Below are 16,174 nucleotides of genomic sequence, written 5' to 3'. Positions count from 1 at the left end.
GTTACGCCTTACTCCCTTCGTACTTATCGGCTTCACCGCTACGCCGGGCAGGCCCCATCAGATCTATAACAGCCTGATCTACCTCTTCCTGACGCATAAAGGTTTCACCAATGAGCACTCCATTTGCACCAACTTTGCCAAGATATTCAATATCTTCACGAGTTCTGATTCCACTTTCACTAATGAGCGTTACATCTTCAGGAACCATCGTCGCCAGTGTCTCAGTCGTCTCTAATGATGTCTCAAATGTGTGTAAATTACGATTGTTAATACCGATCAATTTGGCCGACTCAAGATTAAGTGCACGCTCCATCTCATGGATATCATGAACCTCAAGCAAAGAATCAAGACCAATGGAAGAGGCAACTGTCATAAAGCGCTGAAGCTGCTCATCATTCAGAATAGCCGCGATCAACAATACTGCATCCGCACCAATAAGACGTGCTTCGTAAATTTGCCGTTCATCTATAATAAAATCTTTCCGAAGCAGCGGTACATTAACGTGACGACGAATTTCTGTCAAATATGCCGAACTGCCCTGAAAATAATCATGATCTGTAAGTACTGACATACAATCTGTACCTGCAGCCTCATATTTCTTGGCAAGCTCCACCGGATGAAAATCAGGACGAATCAGCCCTTTAGATGGCGAAGCCTTCTTCACTTCAGCAATAAGTCCCAAATTCCGTTTACGGCCTTTTGCAAGTGCGTAATGAAATCCTCGTGTAGGCTCAAGCTTCGCTATTTTCCGCTCCGCTTCCTGTAAAGAAAATACGGCTGCAAGCTCTTCTACTTCTCTTTTTTTCGTTTCAACAATTCGATCAAGATACATAGCTAAGTTCCCCCGTTGTCTGAATAAGCTGCTCTAATTTACTATGTGCTTTACCGGAATCAATAGACTCCGCTGCGATTGCAACACCTTCACGAATCGAATCCGCCAGACCAGACACATAAATACAGGCCGCAGCATTAGCAAGCACTACATCGCGATACGCTCCCTTTTCTCCATGAAGCACACGTTTAATAATTTCCGCGTTTTTTGCAGAATCTCCTCCAATAACTTCACCAAGAGGGTACATATTCAGTCCCAGATCCTGTGGCTGAAGGTCATACGTCTTGATCTCACCATTCTTCAGTTCGGATATCCGGGTTGGTGAAGAAATGCTGATCTCATCGAGCCCTTCTCTACTTGTTACAACTAGTGCCCGCTTTGAGCCAAGCTCTCTCAGCACCTCTGCAATTGTCTCCGTTTTGTTGGCGTCATAAATACCCAGCACCTGACGATCCGCTCCTGCCGGATTGGTCAATGGACCGAGCATATTGAATACTGTTCTTATCCCTAGCTCCTTACGAGGAGCAGCAGCGTGTTTCATTGAAGGATGATACACTTGAGCGAACAAAAAACAGATTCCGATATCGTCCAGACAACGTTTGGCCTGCTCAGCGTTCAAATGAATGTTCACTCCGAGCGCTTCCAGAACATCCGCACTGCCACTGCCTGCACGGCCTGAGGCAGAACGATTTCCATGTTTAGCCACTCTGACTGAAACTGATGCAGCAACAATGGCTGAAGTTGTAGAGATATTGAATTTATGGATACCGGAGCCCCCGGTTCCGCAAGTATCTAACAGCTGGCTGGTCTCTGTATGCAGACGGCTGCTGTGATTGCGCATCGCTTCAGCAAAACCGGTAATTTCATCAACCGTCTCGCCTTTAATCCGAAGCGCTGTCAGCAGACCTCCAATTTGAGCTGGAGTAGATTCACCGCTCATAATGGCCTCCATGATGCTGCGCGCTTCCTCACGATTCAGGTGCTGCCCTTCGATCACGCGGCTAATTCCGCCTTGCACTGTATTTTGTCCGTTCATTGTAGTTCTCCTCTCCGAACTCTTCTTATACTCTTCTGATCCTCATCTCAGGTTTGCGGGTTATACTCGTATAAATAATCCTGATTTATGACTGCATCACCTTTGGATTGCGGTGGAAACATCATTTCCGCAGTACGAATGGCTGTCAGCAATGCCTTAGCTTTATTTACAGATTCTTGATATTCACTTTCTGGAACGGAATCCCATACAATACCTGCTCCAGCTTGAACATATGCCTTACCCTTTTTAAATACGATGGTTCGAATTGTAATGCACGAATCCATGTTACCGGAGAAACCAAGGTATCCAATTCCTCCTGCGTACGTTCCTCTCGCCTGTGGTTCAAGCTCTGCGATAATTTCCATTGCTCTTAGCTTTGGAGCACCAGATACAGTACCCGCAGGCATACAAGACAGGAATGCATCAAAGAAATCTTTATCCTTTCGAATCTGTCCGGACACTTTAGATACCAGGTGCATAACATGAGAGTAACGCTCTATTTCCATAAAAGAATCACATTTCACTGTACCAAAATCGGATACTCTTCCAAGATCATTGCGGCCAAGGTCTACCAGCATCAGATGCTCTGCACGTTCTTTCTCATCCTGTAAAAGATCCTGCTCCAGCTTCACATCTTCCTCTTCTGTAGCACCGCGCGGCCGGGTACCTGCAATCGGTCTTGTCTCGACTCGATCTCCCTCAACCTTTACGAGCACCTCTGGGGAGGTACCTACGATAATCTCGTCGTCCATCTTGAGATAATACATATACGGAGAAGGATTCATCGTCCGAAGAACACGATATACATGAAGTGGATCTACTTCAGTTTCGATATGAAAACGTTGGGAAAGTACCACTTGAAAAATATCTCCGGCCCGAATATATTCCTTACTTTTCTCTATATTCGCGATGAATTGTTCCTTAGTCAGGTTTGAACGAACATCACCAAGCTCTACATGAGTTGGAATAGGCCTGCGGTTAAAGCTCTCTCCCGGTCCTTCTTGCTGTAGGAAATTTGCAGCTTCATCAAGCTTCTTTTCTGCCGCTTCATAGGCTCTGACAATATCCTCATCTTTATCTCCGTCTTTAACATGAACGTTAGCTACAAGTAGAATTCTTTGTTTAACATGGTCAAAAACGATAACTTGATCGCAGAACATAAATTGAACATCCTGCATGTTCATGTCGTCAATTTGATGAGCAGGAAGCTTCTCGTAGTATTGAAGCAGATCGTAACCAAAGAAACCAATTGCTCCTCCTGTAAACGGCGGCATTTCCGGCAGCTCCGGGCTGCGATATTGTCTCAAAATCGATTTGAGCTCCTCTACAGGCTTCGTGGATACGTTTGTGTACTTCTTACCTTCCTTCTCAATGACGACCTCGCCTTTTTTGACCGAGAACATCAAGAACGGGTCAGTACCGATAAATGAATACCGTGCCCATTGAACTCCACCTTCTACACTTTCCAGTAAAAAAGCCCGATCATGCTTTGCAAAACGGCGGAAAATTCGGATAGGCGTTTCCATATCGGCGAGCAGCGTGCGGACAATCGGAATCAAATTATATTCCTTAGCCATTGCAATCACCTGTTCTACTTGCGGGGTTGTCATGTCATTCACTTCCTTTAACTAATTTCACTAAGTTTATCTATAGCTGCGCAATAAAAAAACCTCTACCGAAGTAGAGGTTTGCTGTATTAGAAGTCAGTTAATGATAAGATAGCTGCAAGTGGCTTCGATAAGGATCTTGAATATAAAGATCAGGATGAGCGCAATAAAAATGACCCACAATCCGTGGAAAATACTCTCTCTGCGCAAAGCCTACTCTATTCTACCTTATCCTAATTAAAAAACTCCACTACAGACAATCTCTCAGCTCAACTCTGCTCTTCTCAGCTCAACTAAACTCTACTCTGCTCTATACTGCAACTATGCTTAAAATTCTTAAAATCACTATACCTTATACCAAACCCATTTGGCAACCATCAATTTCAACAAATTAGGAGCCCGAAACACTCAAATCAGGACGAAGGCTTTTAGCTTCATTCAAATAGATGTGTTTCATTTCCCGCTGTCCCTTATTGGTGTTAACCTGAATCAACAACCGAATACATTTCGGAAGTCCACCTTTAACAGGGATTTCGGTAGAACACATAAGAGGAACCATGTCCCATCCGCTAAGCACACGAATTGCTCGAGCTGGGAACGTTGCGTCCAAATCCGGTGTAACCGTAATCCACACGCTGCAAATATCTTCAGGTACAATCTCGTTGCTCTCAACTACTTTTTTAAGAAGCTCAGCAGTAGCATCTAAAATTTCCTTTTCCTCATTTTGGGACACTGTTGTAGCCCCACGAATTCCTCTGTTATACATGCTGTCCCTCCTTCTTCAGTTCCCGAATCACCGAGACCACTTCCTCAAGCTTCACATCCGACACAATTTCCACCTTGCCGATGGAAACCGGAAGAATAAATACGATCTGGTTCTCCTTGAACTTCTTATCATGCATCATGGCAGAAATAATCTTATTCTCATCTAGATGATTCGGCATTACGGTAGGCAAACCAAATCCTTGCAGCAATTTGACGGTCTCATTGTACAGCTCCCGATCTCGACCACGGTTCACAGCGATGAGAGCCGCAGCAGCCATACCGATCGATATCGCTTCACCATGTAGAAACTCCCCGTACCCACCAATCGCTTCAAGAGCGTGGCCAATGGTATGGCCTAAATTAAGGATAGCTCGCAGACCTTGCTCCGTTTCATCTGTAGAGACCACCTTCGCTTTAACCGAACAGCCCATGGTCAGGCCATATCCCAGCGCTTCAGGATCGAGATTCAATAGGTCTTGTGTATGTTCTCCACACCATTTCGCAAATGCAGCATCCCATATCAGTCCATGCTTGATCATTTCAGACAAGCCGGCACGAACTTCTCTATCCGGTAGGCTCTGCAGCGTATCTACGTCATAAAGCACCATCTCCGGCTGATGAAAAGCACCAATCATATTTTTGGCAAGCGGATGATTGACAGCGACTTTACCACCTACACTGCTATCATGTGCCAATATCGTAGTAGGCATCTGTACAAATGTAACTCCCCGCATATATGCAGCGGCTACATATCCTGCCAAGTCACCAACCACTCCACCGCCAAGTGCCACTACAACGGAGCGACGATCAAGTCCGCCTTCGATCGCTGTGGTCATTACTTCTTCAAACACTTGGAGCGATTTAGATTTCTCGCCGGATTTCACAATCTTGCTAACTACTGTATAGCCGCTATCACTTAAAGCCCCCTCTACCTTGATTAGATATAGCGGGGCTACATTAGTATCGGTTACGATAAGTACTGGACTTTTTTTGGTCAGCCCATGCTGTTCAAAGTATTCTCCGGCTTTATCAAGCAACCCACCACCGATATAAATCGGATATGACCGTTCACCCAAATCCACATTGAGCGTTCTCATTAGTAGCTCTCCAATTGAGCCAGATAGCCTTTGTAATTACGTTCAACTTCCTCGATGGAGTCTCCACCGAATTTCTCAAGGAACGCCTTAGCCACTTCCCAAGCTACAACATGCTCCAGCACAACACTTGCAGCAGGAACCGCACAAGCATCAGAACGTTCAACCTGAGCTGTGAAAGGCTCCTTCGTATCGATATCCACACTTTGCAGCGGTTTGTACAGAGTAGGAATAGGTTTCATTACGCCGCGAACAACAATAGGCATACCGTTGGTCATACCACCCTCAAAGCCGCCAAGACGATTGCTAGCCCGGTAGTATCCGCGTTCTTCGCTGTACAATATTTCATCATGAACTTGAGAGCCTGGAATAGTGCCTGCTTCAAAACCGATACCGATTTCTACACCTTTGAATGCATTGATTGACATCACGGCTTGAGCAATGCGCCCATCAAGCTTGCGGTCGTATTGCACATGGCTTCCCAAACCCACTGGAACCCCTTCGACAATACACTCGACAATTCCGCCGATGGAATCTCCATCTGCTTTAATCTGGTCTATATATGCTTCCATCTTCTTCTCTGTCTCTTTATCAACTACGCGCACAGAAGAATCTTCAGTTACCTTCACTAGCTCATCTAGTGGTAAATGATGTGGAGGTGCTTCGATTTCACCAATTCGAATAACTTGACCTCCAATTTTAATGCCAAAACGCTGCAACAATTGCTTCGCAACAGCACCTACTGCAACACGTACCGCAGTTTCACGAGCACTTGAACGCTCAAGGACATTGCGCAGATCTTTCAAATTGTATTTAAGTCCACCGTTCAAATCGGCATGGCCTGGACGAGGACGATGCACACGACGCTTCTCTTCATCAGTGCCTTCAATCGGCTCGATGTTCATAATGTTGCGCCAATGCTTCCAGTCGTTGTTCTCAACAACTAACCCTACCGGTGCGCCAGTTGTATATCCGTGACGAACTCCGCCAACAATTTGTGCCGTATCCTTCTCAATTTGCATCCGACGGCCTCTGCCATATCCTTTTTGGCGACGAGCTAATTCAAAATTAAGCGCCTCGAAATCCAGTTCCAGATTACTCGGCAAACCTTCAATAATCGCTGTCAATTGGGGACCGTGTGTCTCCCCTGACGTTAAATAACGTAATGTCATGATGCGTTCCCCCTTTAAACTGTTAAACTGTAAGTCCATGTTCAAAAAGTCAGATTTTCAGGACCGAGAAGGTTGGATGAAGCTAGGGCGTGAGGAGCGGAGCGTACGTTTTGGGTACGTGAGCACCGGAAGGCCCGGCTGAATTCAAGATTCGACGTCGAGTCCGAAAAGAACTAAAATCCGATAATTTCTTTGCTCATTATAGTATAGGACTATCCTTTTGACAAGAAAGCTGGCAGCAATAGTTACTTTTACCTCTGTCTCTAAACACCTTATCCTGATATGTTAAAAAACGCAGTTTCTCATGCTCAAGGCAAAAGAAACCGCGTTTCTCATCGGATGATTTGGAAAGCTCTAACAATCTATCTCTTATACGTCGCATGCAGTGAGTTATCGTCCGACGCAGTAGACGACTTGGGCTCAGACTCGGAATATTCCAGCAGGCCGATTATTTGAGTCTTCTCCACGCCGAGCACCTGAGCACACTCCTGTAACGTGAGAAACCCTCGCCGATAAGCTTCGATAACCTTTCTCTTATCCATAACTAGACCTCCACAGTATCGGATGTTCCTCATTATTGGACAGGATTGATGGTTATATACTGCTAACATGATTTTGTTCAGCTTTTTTTACGATAAAAGAATGTTTCAGCAGCCTCAAGATCATATTGGCCAGGTGAGAAGATTTGCTCAGTGCTGCCAACGAACAATATACCGCCCGGTCTTAGAGCTTTTGCAAACTTGTGGTATAATACGTGCTTCGCTTCTTCTGTAAAATAAATCATAACATTGCGGCAAACTATAAGGTCGAATCCATCCTCGAAGCTATCCAGTAAAAGATTTTGCTTCTTGAAGGTTACCGATTTTTTGAGTTTATCGTCAAACCGGAACATCATGCCCTCTTTTGTAAAATAACGCTTAGCAACATCGGTCGGCACGTCCTTAAGTGAACGCTCTAAATATAATCCTTCCGCCGCTTTGCCAAGGGCACCTTCATCAATATCCGTCGCCAGTAAATATGTACTTGGCAGTAATCCCTTATCAGACAATATCATTGACAACGTGTATGGCTCTTCACCTGTTGAACACGCCGCACTCCAAACCCTAAATCGGGCTTTCCCTGCTGCCAGATCAGGAAGCACCTTATCCCGAAGCATCTCCCAACGATTCGGATTGCGCCAAAACTCTGACACGTTAATCGTCATCTTATCAAGAAACTCATAGAACAACGCCTTATTAACCGTCATTGCGTTATAAAACAAAGCAAAGCTAACATAACCATTCTTGTTGCGCAGCGTTGTCAAACGTCGTTTCATTTGTGCTTCTTTATATTGAGATAAATCAATTCCTGTACTCTTCTTGATGTTCTGAATGAACCCTGCATAATCTGGATCAATAGTGTCCGTGCTGTCTTGCCGCAGAGGTCCTCTTTGGTCGCCTATCATATCCATGCAGAGATTGCTTTGGTATACCCGAGCAGTTCATGCGACTCAAAGAAATTTGCAATTTCTCTCTCCGCACTCTCCGCCCCGTCGGAACCATGAATCAGATTAAATGGTGTATGGGCAGCAAAATCACCACGAATAGTTCCCGGAAGAGCTTCCGTAACCTTTGTCTTTCCGATAACGAGTCGAGACAGCGCGACTACATCATCACCTTCCCAAACCATCGCAAACACAGGTCCAGACGTAATAAACCTTACCAATTCATCAAAAAAAGGTTTACCATCATGCTCTGCATAATGTTTCTTTGCCTGAGCATCGCTAACCTGAACCATCTTCCCTGCGATCAACTTGAAGCCTTTGTCCTCAAAACGGCTAACAATTCTGCCAATTAATCCACGTTGTACTCCATCAGGCTTAACCATCAAAAAAGTACGTTCCATAAATTCCCTCCTGATCTGCAGATTCTTTTGTATTCTACCAAAAAAACATGATGAGGGTAAAGTTCAATAAGAGCGTTTATTGACAAATAAAGCAATCTCTTTAAAATGAGATCTCGATTTGCCTTCTGGAAGCTGCTCAAGCGCTTGCATAGCCTTATCGATAAATCGATCAGCCAGCTCTTCGGCACGCTTGATCCCTGAACTGGATAGTATCATTTCAATCGCCCGTCTCGTATCATGACCGGATCTTATTTCCGTAATTTCCTGAAGAAGCGGTTCCCTGATCTCTTTATCTTGCAGTGCATAAATAACAGGTAATGTAATGTTACCCTGACGCATATCGCTTCCTGGCGGCTTGCCGATCATTTTTTCTGTTCCGCACAGATCAAGCAAATCATCTCTAATTTGAAATGCCATACCCACATTGTATCCGAAGCGATACAACAACGAATGAACTTTAGCAGGGGCTCCCGCAGCCATGGCTCCCAGCTGACAACTGATGGCGATCAGTAGTGCAGTTTTTCTGCGAATTCTTAACAAGTAGTGGCGTACACTCTGATCTATGTTGAAAAAATCACGAATTTGCTCCATTTCACCCACAGACATCTGTACCATGGATTTAGCTAAAATCCGATGAATGTCAGGATTGTTCAATCGCGTAGCCAGCATTAAAGCCTTGGCATATATATAATCTCCGGTATACATCGCGATTTTGTTATCCCATTTTGCCTTTACTGTCGGCTTCCCCCTACGGGTCGCTGCATCATCAATGACATCGTCGTGTACTAATGAGGCCGAGTGGATCAGCTCAAGCGGCACTGCGACATATTGCAGCTTCTCCAGATCATAGGCACCAAACTTGCCGCCAAGCAGCACGAAGATAGGACGAAGACGTTTCCCTCCTGCTTTTAAAAGATGCAAGGAAGTTTCGCTTAACAGCTCGTCATCACCCTCGATGCTATCGTATAACTGCCGCTCAATATAATCGATATCCTTTTTTAGTGCGCCAAATATGTCCAATAATTTCATTCTTTCACCCGAATCTATATATTATCATTCCAAATGTTCATTCTTACCTCATTCTGAATAAGTCCGAGCTCATAGGCATATGAAAAATATAAAGCTAATCCCGCTTGTCTTTTCTCATTAAAATCATAACACAAGTTATTGAAATAATGACGCCAATATTCAGGTGTGCCTCCGATCGTTGTACAAGCATGTTCAACAATAGGGGCAAGATTATTCATGTTGCGCTGTTTGTTCTGCTCAAAAGCTGCGCTCACTTCTGAAATAAATGATGGCTTGGTCTCCGCAAATGACCGCTGAACCGCCCATACAGCAAACGTCATACCATAGCCAGTCCATTCCTTCCAGATTTCCCCTAAATCCGTAACGATATAACCATGATCTCGCCATGAAGCCGTAATCGCATGATCTCCAATCAATAGAGCAGCATCACTTTTTTCCATCATCGCATCCAGATCAGGCTCACTGTCCCAGTAAGTTGGATGGCCTTCGTAGGCCTTTTCCATAATGATTTTGAGCAGGTTCACTGACGTTGCCGAAGTATTGGTCAGAGCGATGACACCATTTCTGATTTCCTCAGGCGGCTTACGTGAGAAAAGAAATATAGAATTCACGGGGCCATCTGAGCTGACAGATAAATCCGGTAGCAGCAAAAAACGATCATACCCATAACCAAATGCAAATGAAGACACAGGTGAAATATCTAGAGAGCCTTCAAGCATCCGTCGATTCAGCAAAGATGGAACCTCGGTAACAAGACTGGCTTTCTCCGACAAGTTAGTCAGTTTAAAGTCATGAAATATTGGCCACACATTAGCATATTTAATTTTGCCGATGAGGATTTCGTCATTTTCCAGGCTGTTCACTTTCATCCCCCCATCTAGTAAAGAGCTCATGTTCTATTCTTAGGGTATCCAGCACTTTCCCTACCAAAAAAGCAACCAGATCATCAATATTTTTCGGATTGAAATAAAACGCAGGCATGGCCGGAACGATCCGGACTCCAAGCCTGGCGAGCTTAAGCATATTCTCCAAATGAATAGCATGCAGCGGTGTCTCACGTGGGACAAGCACAAGTGGCCGGCCCTCCTTCAACATAACGTCAGCAGCCCGAGTCATCAAATTGTCAGACGTTCCGTTCGCTATAGACGACAAGGTTCCCATGGAGCAAGGCATGACAATCATCCCTTCCACCAAAAAGGAACCGCTGGCAATGCTTGCACCGATATCACCAATCTGATGATAGATATAGCTCCCTGAATAACCGTTAAAATGTTCGTTCAACGCGGCATTACGGTCAGCGATATTCCAGCCGAGCTCCTCCTTGATCACACGCCATCCAGCATTGGAAATAACGATATGAACATCATATCCAACATCTAGCAGAGTCTGAATCAGCTTTATTCCATAAATCGAGCCGCTCGCTCCCGTAACACCTACGACCATTGCCTTTTTTTTGCTGGATATCATCAGTATTGCCGCACCACCAAATCGATCAAAGTAAACAAGAACACAACGATACTAAGCACACCATTCATCATAAAAAATGCGGTCTGCAATCGGCTGAGGTCACTTGGAGAAACGATATGATGCTCATAGAACAAAATAATATAAGCAATTATCATTCCAGCGATATACCACCAGCCAAGATCTGTCATCAGAAGCAGAGCTATAAAGCCGAAAGCCGTAATAATATGAAATGCTTGCGCAATTTTAAGAGAAGCAGCCACTCCGAATCTCACCGGAATCGATTTAAGCCCTTCTTTCGTGTCAAACTCAACATCCTGACAGGAATAAATAATATCAAATCCAGCCACCCAAAAAGTAATGGTCGCAAACAGCACCATCGCAGTCGCATTAACCATACCTGTTACAGCAACCCAGCCCCCCAAAGGAGCCAGTGCGATCGTAAGACCAAGTACTACATGACATAGCCAAGTGAAACGTTTTGTAAAAGAATACAGAACCAGCATCACTACCGCGATCGGCAGCAGTTTCATCGACAATGGGTTAAGCTTCGCAGCCGCCCAGAACAGTAATGCGAATGAAATAATAATGAATACGATAACTTCACTGATCTTAAGCAATCCAGCTGGAATGGCACGGCCAGCCGTACGAGGATTCTTTGCATCGCTAACCCGATCAATAAGTCGGTTAAGCCCCATCGCTGCGCTGCGGGCACCGAACATCGCCAGTAGCACCCAACCGATCTCCGCCCAGGTCGGCAATGTATGCTCCATCGCAACCGAACCGAGAAGCGCACCTATAAAGGCAAAAGGCAGGGCAAATACGGTATGCTCAAATTTGATCATTTGCAGAAAAATGACTACTTTTCTATACATGAGGTTACTCCTTCGTTCCGATATGTAATGCCGCAATCCCACCGGTTAAAGGATAAGCCTCCACATGGGTCAGTCCGATTTCAGAAAATGTTTGCTTTAGTTCCTCACGTCCCGGAAATTGGGCAAGTGATTCTGGCAGCCACTTATACTGCTCATATCGCTTGGCGAACAATTTACCGAGCAGAGGCAATACCTTTTGGAAATAAAAATAATAAATTCCTTTAAACGGCTGCCAGGTTGGCTTGGACAACTCCAGACAAACGACCATGCCTCCCGGCTTAACGACCCGCTTCATCTCACGAAGTACTTGATAAAGATCCGGAACGTTCCTTAAGCCGAAGCCTATAGTTGCATAGTCAAACATATTATCTTCAAACGGCAGCTCCATAGCATTGCCTTGAACAAGTGTAATGGTCTGATCCAGCTTGCTATCCTGAACTTTACGGCGACCAACTTGCAGCATATTTTCGCTAAAATCAAGTCCAGTAATATGGCCTCCGCTCGCCTTCGCCATACTGATCGTCCAGTCGCAGGTTCCACAGCAAAGATCCAGGGCACTGTTTCCTTGCGACATGTTCATTTTCGCCATCGTGAACTTGCGCCATGCTTTATGACGTCTAAAGCTCAAAATGTCGTTCATAATATCGTACTTTGGAGCTATACTCTGAAACACCGAATGTACAAATTGTTCCTTTGGCTTGGAAGAAGAACTGTTCATGTTTTGACTTTCCCACCCTATCCTTACTGAAATGAGTGCCGTTGAGGTGACAGCACGCCCTTAATCTGCTGCAAAATATGTTTAATCTCGGCTTGCTGCTGTTCACCTTTACACTCCTGAATCAATGACTGTACCCGTTCAACAGACTGGTTCAGCATGGACATCAATTGCTCTTTCACATTGTATTTTGCAAGAAGTGCTTGCCACTCCTGTTCATCAATAGCCCCTTGTGACAACATTTTTTTATCCTCAGAGGTTGCGTTCTCCATAATGTGCAAATAAGCGTATCCTTTACGATCATGCGGAAATACTCCGCTGTATTTCATTTCATCAAGCATGACTTCACAGCGACTTAATTCTGCAAGCAGCAGCTTCCATAAATTCCGTGCCGACTTGTCCATAAATTGAGAGAATGAAAGAAAGAGCTCCATTTTCACCTGAACACTTTGTTTTATGTAGTCCTCAGCAGGCAAAATAATACGTTGAAGGGCAGTATAAAGCCTTACCTTCAGCCGGTTCACTTCACAAATGGCAGAGCTCATGGCAGATACCATATCGATCTCATCAATCTTGGCGAGCAGCTCGTAGAATACGCTGCTGAAATAATCGCCAGCAAGTACTTTAAGCTGACGGGAACGCATAGCCATCTCATCTTTACGGCTTTTTGCGGTATCGATTCTATCATGAGTATCCATGCCCAGCTGCACAAGAAAGGCAGCCAGTGAGCAAATCTCCGCTGTACGGGATGATCCGCTCTCCCTGCCATTTAAAAAAGTAAACAGCAAACCAACACGGGGTGCCGGAAATTCCGGAAGCTCCGTGTGAGTAGTAATCATATCGTACTCAATATACTTCTTAGCTAATTCTGTTATGCGATCAGGTATCATCCTTTGCCTCCGAGCCGCTATTCCTGACAACTTGTAATGTAATTCAAAAAAATCAATAAGTTATGTCACAATCTTGTATATTATAGCATATGTTAATTCGGTGCGCACGAAGGACACCACTCATTATTCCAAAGTTATATTTCCATTAATTTCATTATTTGTTTGAAGCCTTTTTTTCCACAAATGAGACTCTGTCACCCGAAACCAGCTCTTTAGCTCAGGCGCTAAATCATTGTCCCCGGTATTTTTCAGCTCAGTTAGTGCCGACGATGGCCATGTTCCTCTTCGAACATCAGCAGCTAACAAAAGATATTTGCCACCTACCCAACGATCCTCAGCCACCAAGCGAAGCAGCAACTGATCTATATTAGTCGTTCTTTTGAAGGTGAAAGAGATGATTTCAGCCATTCCCATGTACATGTTAGCCTTGCTTAATTCATTTTCTGTTACTTTGAGATCTACTGACAAAATCGAACCATTGATTTCCACCTTGGACAGCCGTACAGGCAGATCAAGCTGTATGAATTCATTTACCAAATTATCATCGCTTAACTGTATCGGCTTCTGCTCGGCAAACACGGTATGCGAACTATTCCAATATGGCTGAATACCCTCCAGCTTGGAAATTAACATAAGCAGCACAAAGCCGCTTAAAGTTATTATTATTGTCTGCAGTAACATCACTTTCTGCTTCACGGGGAGTCCCCTTTCAGTTTATAGGATGTTCAAACTCTCCGTCCGCCTGACATTAAGTCCTTACTTTATTGTACAAAAGAAAAAAGCAGGCTATGCCTGCAATCTCAAAATCATTCCTCAGTATCGATTACTCCGTGTTTTGTATAAACTACTGCTTTCCCTCTTACTTTGACTGCGGAAGTATGATCGGTAAATTGAGCGATCAATACCTCGCCTTTATCCAGTTTCTCCGTATGGTGAAATCGTGTGTCCTTACCGCGAGTCAAACCAATCACAGTTACACCTTGTTCCTTGGCTTTGACGACGAAATAATCACCGTTATTCACGGTTTCATGATCGCTTCCACTTCTTTGCTGCTCATGATTCATTCTCACCGAGCCTCCTTTTAGTAAAATAATACTCTGTGAGCAAAAGCAAACTTGTGAGCTACCTCTCTCATTTAAAAGAAAAGGCCGTGAACGTTAAGCCCACGGTCTTATAGAACGGAAAATATGTAGAAATCTTATTTAATTCCGTCTTTGAGCGCTTTGCCTGGTTTGAAAGCAGGGATTTTGCTCGCAGCGATTTCGATTTCTTCTCCGGTTTGAGGGTTACGTCCTTTACGGGCGGAACGCTCGCGAACTTCAAAGTTACCAAAGCCAACCAATTGTACTTTATCTCCGTTTTGAAGCGCTGTTGAAATAGCTTCGAAAACAGCATCAACCGCTTTCGTTGCATCTTTCTTGGACAGCTCAGCACTTTCAGATACTTGAGATACCAAATCAGATTTATTCATTATGATTCACCTCCCTATTAGGGAATTATAGCTTCTCTGATATTCTGTCTTTCCGTTTTACCGCAGAATATACGTTGCAACGCGCTTTTTGCACATAAAAATCCAGTAAAATCAGTGTTTTTACGGCACTTTGCCTTGCGCGGAACAAATTTATAGTAATACAGTGAATCAATATTTTCAAGTTATTTAAGTCCTGGATCTATTTAAAACATAAAAAGTTACCGAAAAGGCAAGTACTAGAACAACACCTTTTACTATGTCATGAGCAAAATATTGAAGTTCATCATCGTTAATCCGTTTACTAGAACGCCGATCAATACAGAGCCAACGAAGGTTCCGATAATGTTAGGATAGTGTATCTTTCATTTTTTGTAGTCCCCTTGTCCTCCACTTGCGTAATACAATGCGGCTTCTTGAGTAATTTCACCACGATCAAATTTTGCAGCAACTTGTCCACCGTACATGACATAAATGACATCTCCAATGCCAAATCCCTCGTCTATCTCGCTAGTAAAGTAAAGAATGCCCTTCCCTTTAGCTGAGAGTTCACCTTCTGGTTGATCGCGGAATCCAGCAAATCTGCCATTTTCGCACGATTATTCTCTGCTACAAATGTTGTTAATTCACCACCAAATTTCTCAACCTCTTCTGTCACACCTTATACATATTGCTGGGAAAAAGCACCTGTATTAATTTCCATAATCAGGGCAATTCGTTTACCTGCCAACTCTTTACCTTCTGCCCCGTTAATGTCAGAATTTGCCAGGGCAGCTGCCGCAGGCTCTGTAGTCTCGTTATTGCTCGGGGCAGCTTCTTTTTTAATTCCGTATGCACTAATTGCAAGTACGAGTACAAGCATGATTAGTGTGAATACAGGTTTGCGGAAAAATGTGATGTTTTTCATTGTAAACCCCCTCAAATTCTATCTTAAAAATCTTATAGATTAATACAATACGTAATTCCTAGTATGTGAATCGGTTTTTAATAATTTATTTTAGAGTAGTAAAAAACCAGCTAATACTTTGTCAATAGACAGTTTTGTAGGAAAGAGATTTTTGATATACTGATTTTAAGCATAGCAAATAAACCTCCACTTACTGGAAGTTTATGGGATAAGCAGTTTCTAAGAAGCGAAAGGTTGCCCTTTTTTGAGCATGGCGTAGACGTGATGTAATACCTTGTTGGCGCAAGCGATTACGGCTACTTTATGGGGCTTACCTTCGCTTTTTTTCTTGTCATAATATTCTCTTAGGCGCGGGTTTAATCCCTTTCTTAATCCGCATATTACCGCTAGATATGCGGCTCTTCGCAAGCGCTTTGAGCCGCGTTTCGTTATTTTG

General features: G+C 44.0%; 18 protein-coding genes and 3 pseudogenes. All 21 read right to left on the bottom strand.

The features are described 5' to 3' along the window. Position 1 precedes the first annotated feature (1 nt). Positions 2–832 (bottom strand): indole-3-glycerol phosphate synthase TrpC, encoded by an 831-nt coding sequence (gene trpC / locus BLS49_RS22815; protein ID WP_091236121.1) that lies wholly within the window; start codon positions 830–832, stop codon positions 2–4. After that, positions 822–1,868, bottom strand: a complete 1,047-nt coding sequence (gene trpD, locus BLS49_RS22810) for an anthranilate phosphoribosyltransferase (RefSeq protein ID WP_091236119.1) — start codon at positions 1,866–1,868, stop codon at positions 822–824. The genes trpC and trpD overlap by 11 nt, the downstream gene beginning before the upstream one ends. Positions 1,869–1,915: 47 nt before the next feature. Next, positions 1,916–3,478, bottom strand: a complete 1,563-nt coding sequence (gene trpE / locus BLS49_RS22805; protein WP_091236117.1) for an anthranilate synthase component I — start codon at positions 3,476–3,478, stop codon at positions 1,916–1,918. Positions 3,479–3,866: 388 nt separating this feature from the next. Then, the gene (gene aroH, locus BLS49_RS22800; RefSeq protein WP_091236115.1) at positions 3,867–4,241 is read right to left on the bottom strand and encodes a chorismate mutase; all 375 of its coding nucleotides are present in this window, start codon (positions 4,239–4,241) and stop codon (positions 3,867–3,869) included. Continuing rightward, the gene (gene aroB / locus BLS49_RS22795; RefSeq protein WP_091236113.1) at positions 4,234–5,337 is read right to left on the bottom strand and encodes a 3-dehydroquinate synthase; all 1,104 of its coding nucleotides are present in this window, start codon (positions 5,335–5,337) and stop codon (positions 4,234–4,236) included. The genes aroH and aroB overlap by 8 nt, the downstream gene beginning before the upstream one ends. Then, complete coding sequence (gene aroC / locus BLS49_RS22790; RefSeq protein ID WP_091236111.1) at positions 5,337–6,506, bottom strand: chorismate synthase; 1,170 nt, start codon at positions 6,504–6,506, stop codon at positions 5,337–5,339. Before aroC ends, aroB begins: the two co-directional genes overlap by 1 nt. Before the next feature lie 362 nt (positions 6,507–6,868). Then, entirely contained in the window at positions 6,869–7,048 is a 180-nt protein-coding gene (locus BLS49_RS25430) for a hypothetical protein (RefSeq protein ID WP_091236109.1), read from the bottom strand. A gap of 77 nt (positions 7,049–7,125) precedes the next feature. After that, positions 7,126–7,956: a CheR family methyltransferase gene (locus BLS49_RS22780; RefSeq protein ID WP_245742740.1), complete on the bottom strand. Its 831-nt coding sequence runs from the start codon at positions 7,954–7,956 to the stop codon at positions 7,126–7,128. Further along, positions 7,947–8,390 (bottom strand): nucleoside-diphosphate kinase, encoded by a 444-nt coding sequence (gene ndk / locus BLS49_RS22775; protein WP_091236108.1) that lies wholly within the window; start codon positions 8,388–8,390, stop codon positions 7,947–7,949. Before ndk ends, BLS49_RS22780 begins: the two co-directional genes overlap by 10 nt. 63 nt (positions 8,391–8,453) lie before the next feature. Continuing rightward, positions 8,454–9,419: a polyprenyl synthetase family protein gene (locus BLS49_RS22770; protein WP_091236107.1), complete on the bottom strand. Its 966-nt coding sequence runs from the start codon at positions 9,417–9,419 to the stop codon at positions 8,454–8,456. Positions 9,420–9,433: 14 nt separating this feature from the next. Beyond that, a complete protein-coding gene (locus BLS49_RS22765) occupies positions 9,434–10,282 on the bottom strand; it encodes a menaquinone biosynthetic enzyme MqnA/MqnD family protein (protein ID WP_245742738.1) in 849 nt (282 codons plus the stop codon). Beyond that, the gene (locus BLS49_RS22760) at positions 10,263–10,886 is read right to left on the bottom strand and encodes a UbiX family flavin prenyltransferase (RefSeq protein ID WP_091236103.1); all 624 of its coding nucleotides are present in this window, start codon (positions 10,884–10,886) and stop codon (positions 10,263–10,265) included. Before BLS49_RS22760 ends, BLS49_RS22765 begins: the two co-directional genes overlap by 20 nt. Next, entirely contained in the window at positions 10,886–11,758 is an 873-nt protein-coding gene (locus tag BLS49_RS22755) for a UbiA-like polyprenyltransferase (RefSeq protein ID WP_091236101.1), read from the bottom strand. The genes BLS49_RS22760 and BLS49_RS22755 overlap by 1 nt, the downstream gene beginning before the upstream one ends. Before the next feature lie 4 nt (positions 11,759–11,762). Further along, positions 11,763–12,476 (bottom strand): demethylmenaquinone methyltransferase, encoded by a 714-nt coding sequence (locus tag BLS49_RS22750; protein WP_091236099.1) that lies wholly within the window; start codon positions 12,474–12,476, stop codon positions 11,763–11,765. Between the two features lie 23 nt (positions 12,477–12,499). Further along, positions 12,500–13,363 carry a heptaprenyl diphosphate synthase component 1 gene (locus BLS49_RS22745; RefSeq protein ID WP_091236098.1) on the bottom strand — a complete coding sequence of 288 codons (864 nt, stop codon included), beginning with the start codon at positions 13,361–13,363 and terminating at the stop codon, positions 12,500–12,502. Positions 13,364–13,486: 123 nt separating this feature from the next. Further along, on the bottom strand, positions 13,487–14,059 hold the full coding sequence (locus BLS49_RS22740; RefSeq protein ID WP_091236097.1) for a hypothetical protein: 573 nt from the start codon (positions 14,057–14,059) through the stop codon (positions 13,487–13,489). 110 nt (positions 14,060–14,169) lie between these two features. Continuing rightward, complete coding sequence (mtrB, locus tag BLS49_RS22735; protein ID WP_091236095.1) at positions 14,170–14,427, bottom strand: trp RNA-binding attenuation protein MtrB; 258 nt, start codon at positions 14,425–14,427, stop codon at positions 14,170–14,172. 134 nt (positions 14,428–14,561) lie between these two features. Next, positions 14,562–14,834 carry an HU family DNA-binding protein gene (locus tag BLS49_RS22730; protein ID WP_091236093.1) on the bottom strand — a complete coding sequence of 91 codons (273 nt, stop codon included), beginning with the start codon at positions 14,832–14,834 and terminating at the stop codon, positions 14,562–14,564. 186 nt (positions 14,835–15,020) lie between these two features. Then, positions 15,021–15,184: pseudogene (locus BLS49_RS25425) on the bottom strand (ABC transporter permease); the annotation flags it as partial. Between the two features lie 200 nt (positions 15,185–15,384). Beyond that, positions 15,385–15,738: pseudogene (locus BLS49_RS22725) on the bottom strand (LacI family transcriptional regulator); the annotation flags it as partial. A gap of 219 nt (positions 15,739–15,957) precedes the next feature. Further along, positions 15,958–16,174, bottom strand: a pseudogene (locus BLS49_RS25055) (IS110 family RNA-guided transposase); the annotation flags it as partial.

Origin of the sequence: Fontibacillus panacisegetis (assembly GCF_900102215.1) — a bacterium.
GTDB lineage: Bacteria > Bacillota > Bacilli > Paenibacillales > Paenibacillaceae > Fontibacillus > Fontibacillus panacisegetis.
The sequence above is the reverse complement of the archived record's forward strand: the minus strand, read 5'-3'. Positions and strand labels throughout refer to the sequence as shown.

Bases quoted from the DNA above. Each gene is read 5' to 3' on its own strand.
- trpC (WP_091236121.1), bottom strand. From the start codon at position 832: ATGTATCTTGATCGAATTGTTGAAACGAAAAAAAGAGAAGTAGAAGAG.
- trpD (WP_091236119.1), bottom strand. From the start codon at position 1,868: ATGAACGGACAAAATACAGTGCAAGGCGGAATTAGCCGCGTGATCGAA.
- trpE (WP_091236117.1), bottom strand. From the start codon at position 3,478: ATGACAACCCCGCAAGTAGAACAGGTGATTGCAATGGCTAAGGAATAT.
- aroH (WP_091236115.1), bottom strand. From the start codon at position 4,241: ATGTATAACAGAGGAATTCGTGGGGCTACAACAGTGTCCCAAAATGAG.
- aroB (WP_091236113.1), bottom strand. From the start codon at position 5,337: ATGAGAACGCTCAATGTGGATTTGGGTGAACGGTCATATCCGATTTAT.
- aroC (WP_091236111.1), bottom strand. From the start codon at position 6,506: ATGACATTACGTTATTTAACGTCAGGGGAGACACACGGTCCCCAATTG.
- BLS49_RS25430 (WP_091236109.1), bottom strand. From the start codon at position 7,048: ATGGATAAGAGAAAGGTTATCGAAGCTTATCGGCGAGGGTTTCTCACG.
- BLS49_RS22780 (WP_245742740.1), bottom strand. From the start codon at position 7,956: ATGGATATGATAGGCGACCAAAGAGGACCTCTGCGGCAAGACAGCACG.
- ndk (WP_091236108.1), bottom strand. From the start codon at position 8,390: ATGGAACGTACTTTTTTGATGGTTAAGCCTGATGGAGTACAACGTGGA.
- BLS49_RS22770 (WP_091236107.1), bottom strand. From the start codon at position 9,419: ATGAAATTATTGGACATATTTGGCGCACTAAAAAAGGATATCGATTAT.
- BLS49_RS22760 (WP_091236103.1), bottom strand. From the start codon at position 10,886: ATGATATCCAGCAAAAAAAAGGCAATGGTCGTAGGTGTTACGGGAGCG.
- BLS49_RS22755 (WP_091236101.1), bottom strand. From the start codon at position 11,758: ATGTATAGAAAAGTAGTCATTTTTCTGCAAATGATCAAATTTGAGCAT.
- BLS49_RS22750 (WP_091236099.1), bottom strand. From the start codon at position 12,476: ATGAACAGTTCTTCTTCCAAGCCAAAGGAACAATTTGTACATTCGGTG.
- BLS49_RS22745 (WP_091236098.1), bottom strand. From the start codon at position 13,363: ATGATACCTGATCGCATAACAGAATTAGCTAAGAAGTATATTGAGTAC.
- mtrB (WP_091236095.1), bottom strand. From the start codon at position 14,427: ATGAATCATGAGCAGCAAAGAAGTGGAAGCGATCATGAAACCGTGAAT.
- BLS49_RS22730 (WP_091236093.1), bottom strand. From the start codon at position 14,834: ATGAATAAATCTGATTTGGTATCTCAAGTATCTGAAAGTGCTGAGCTG.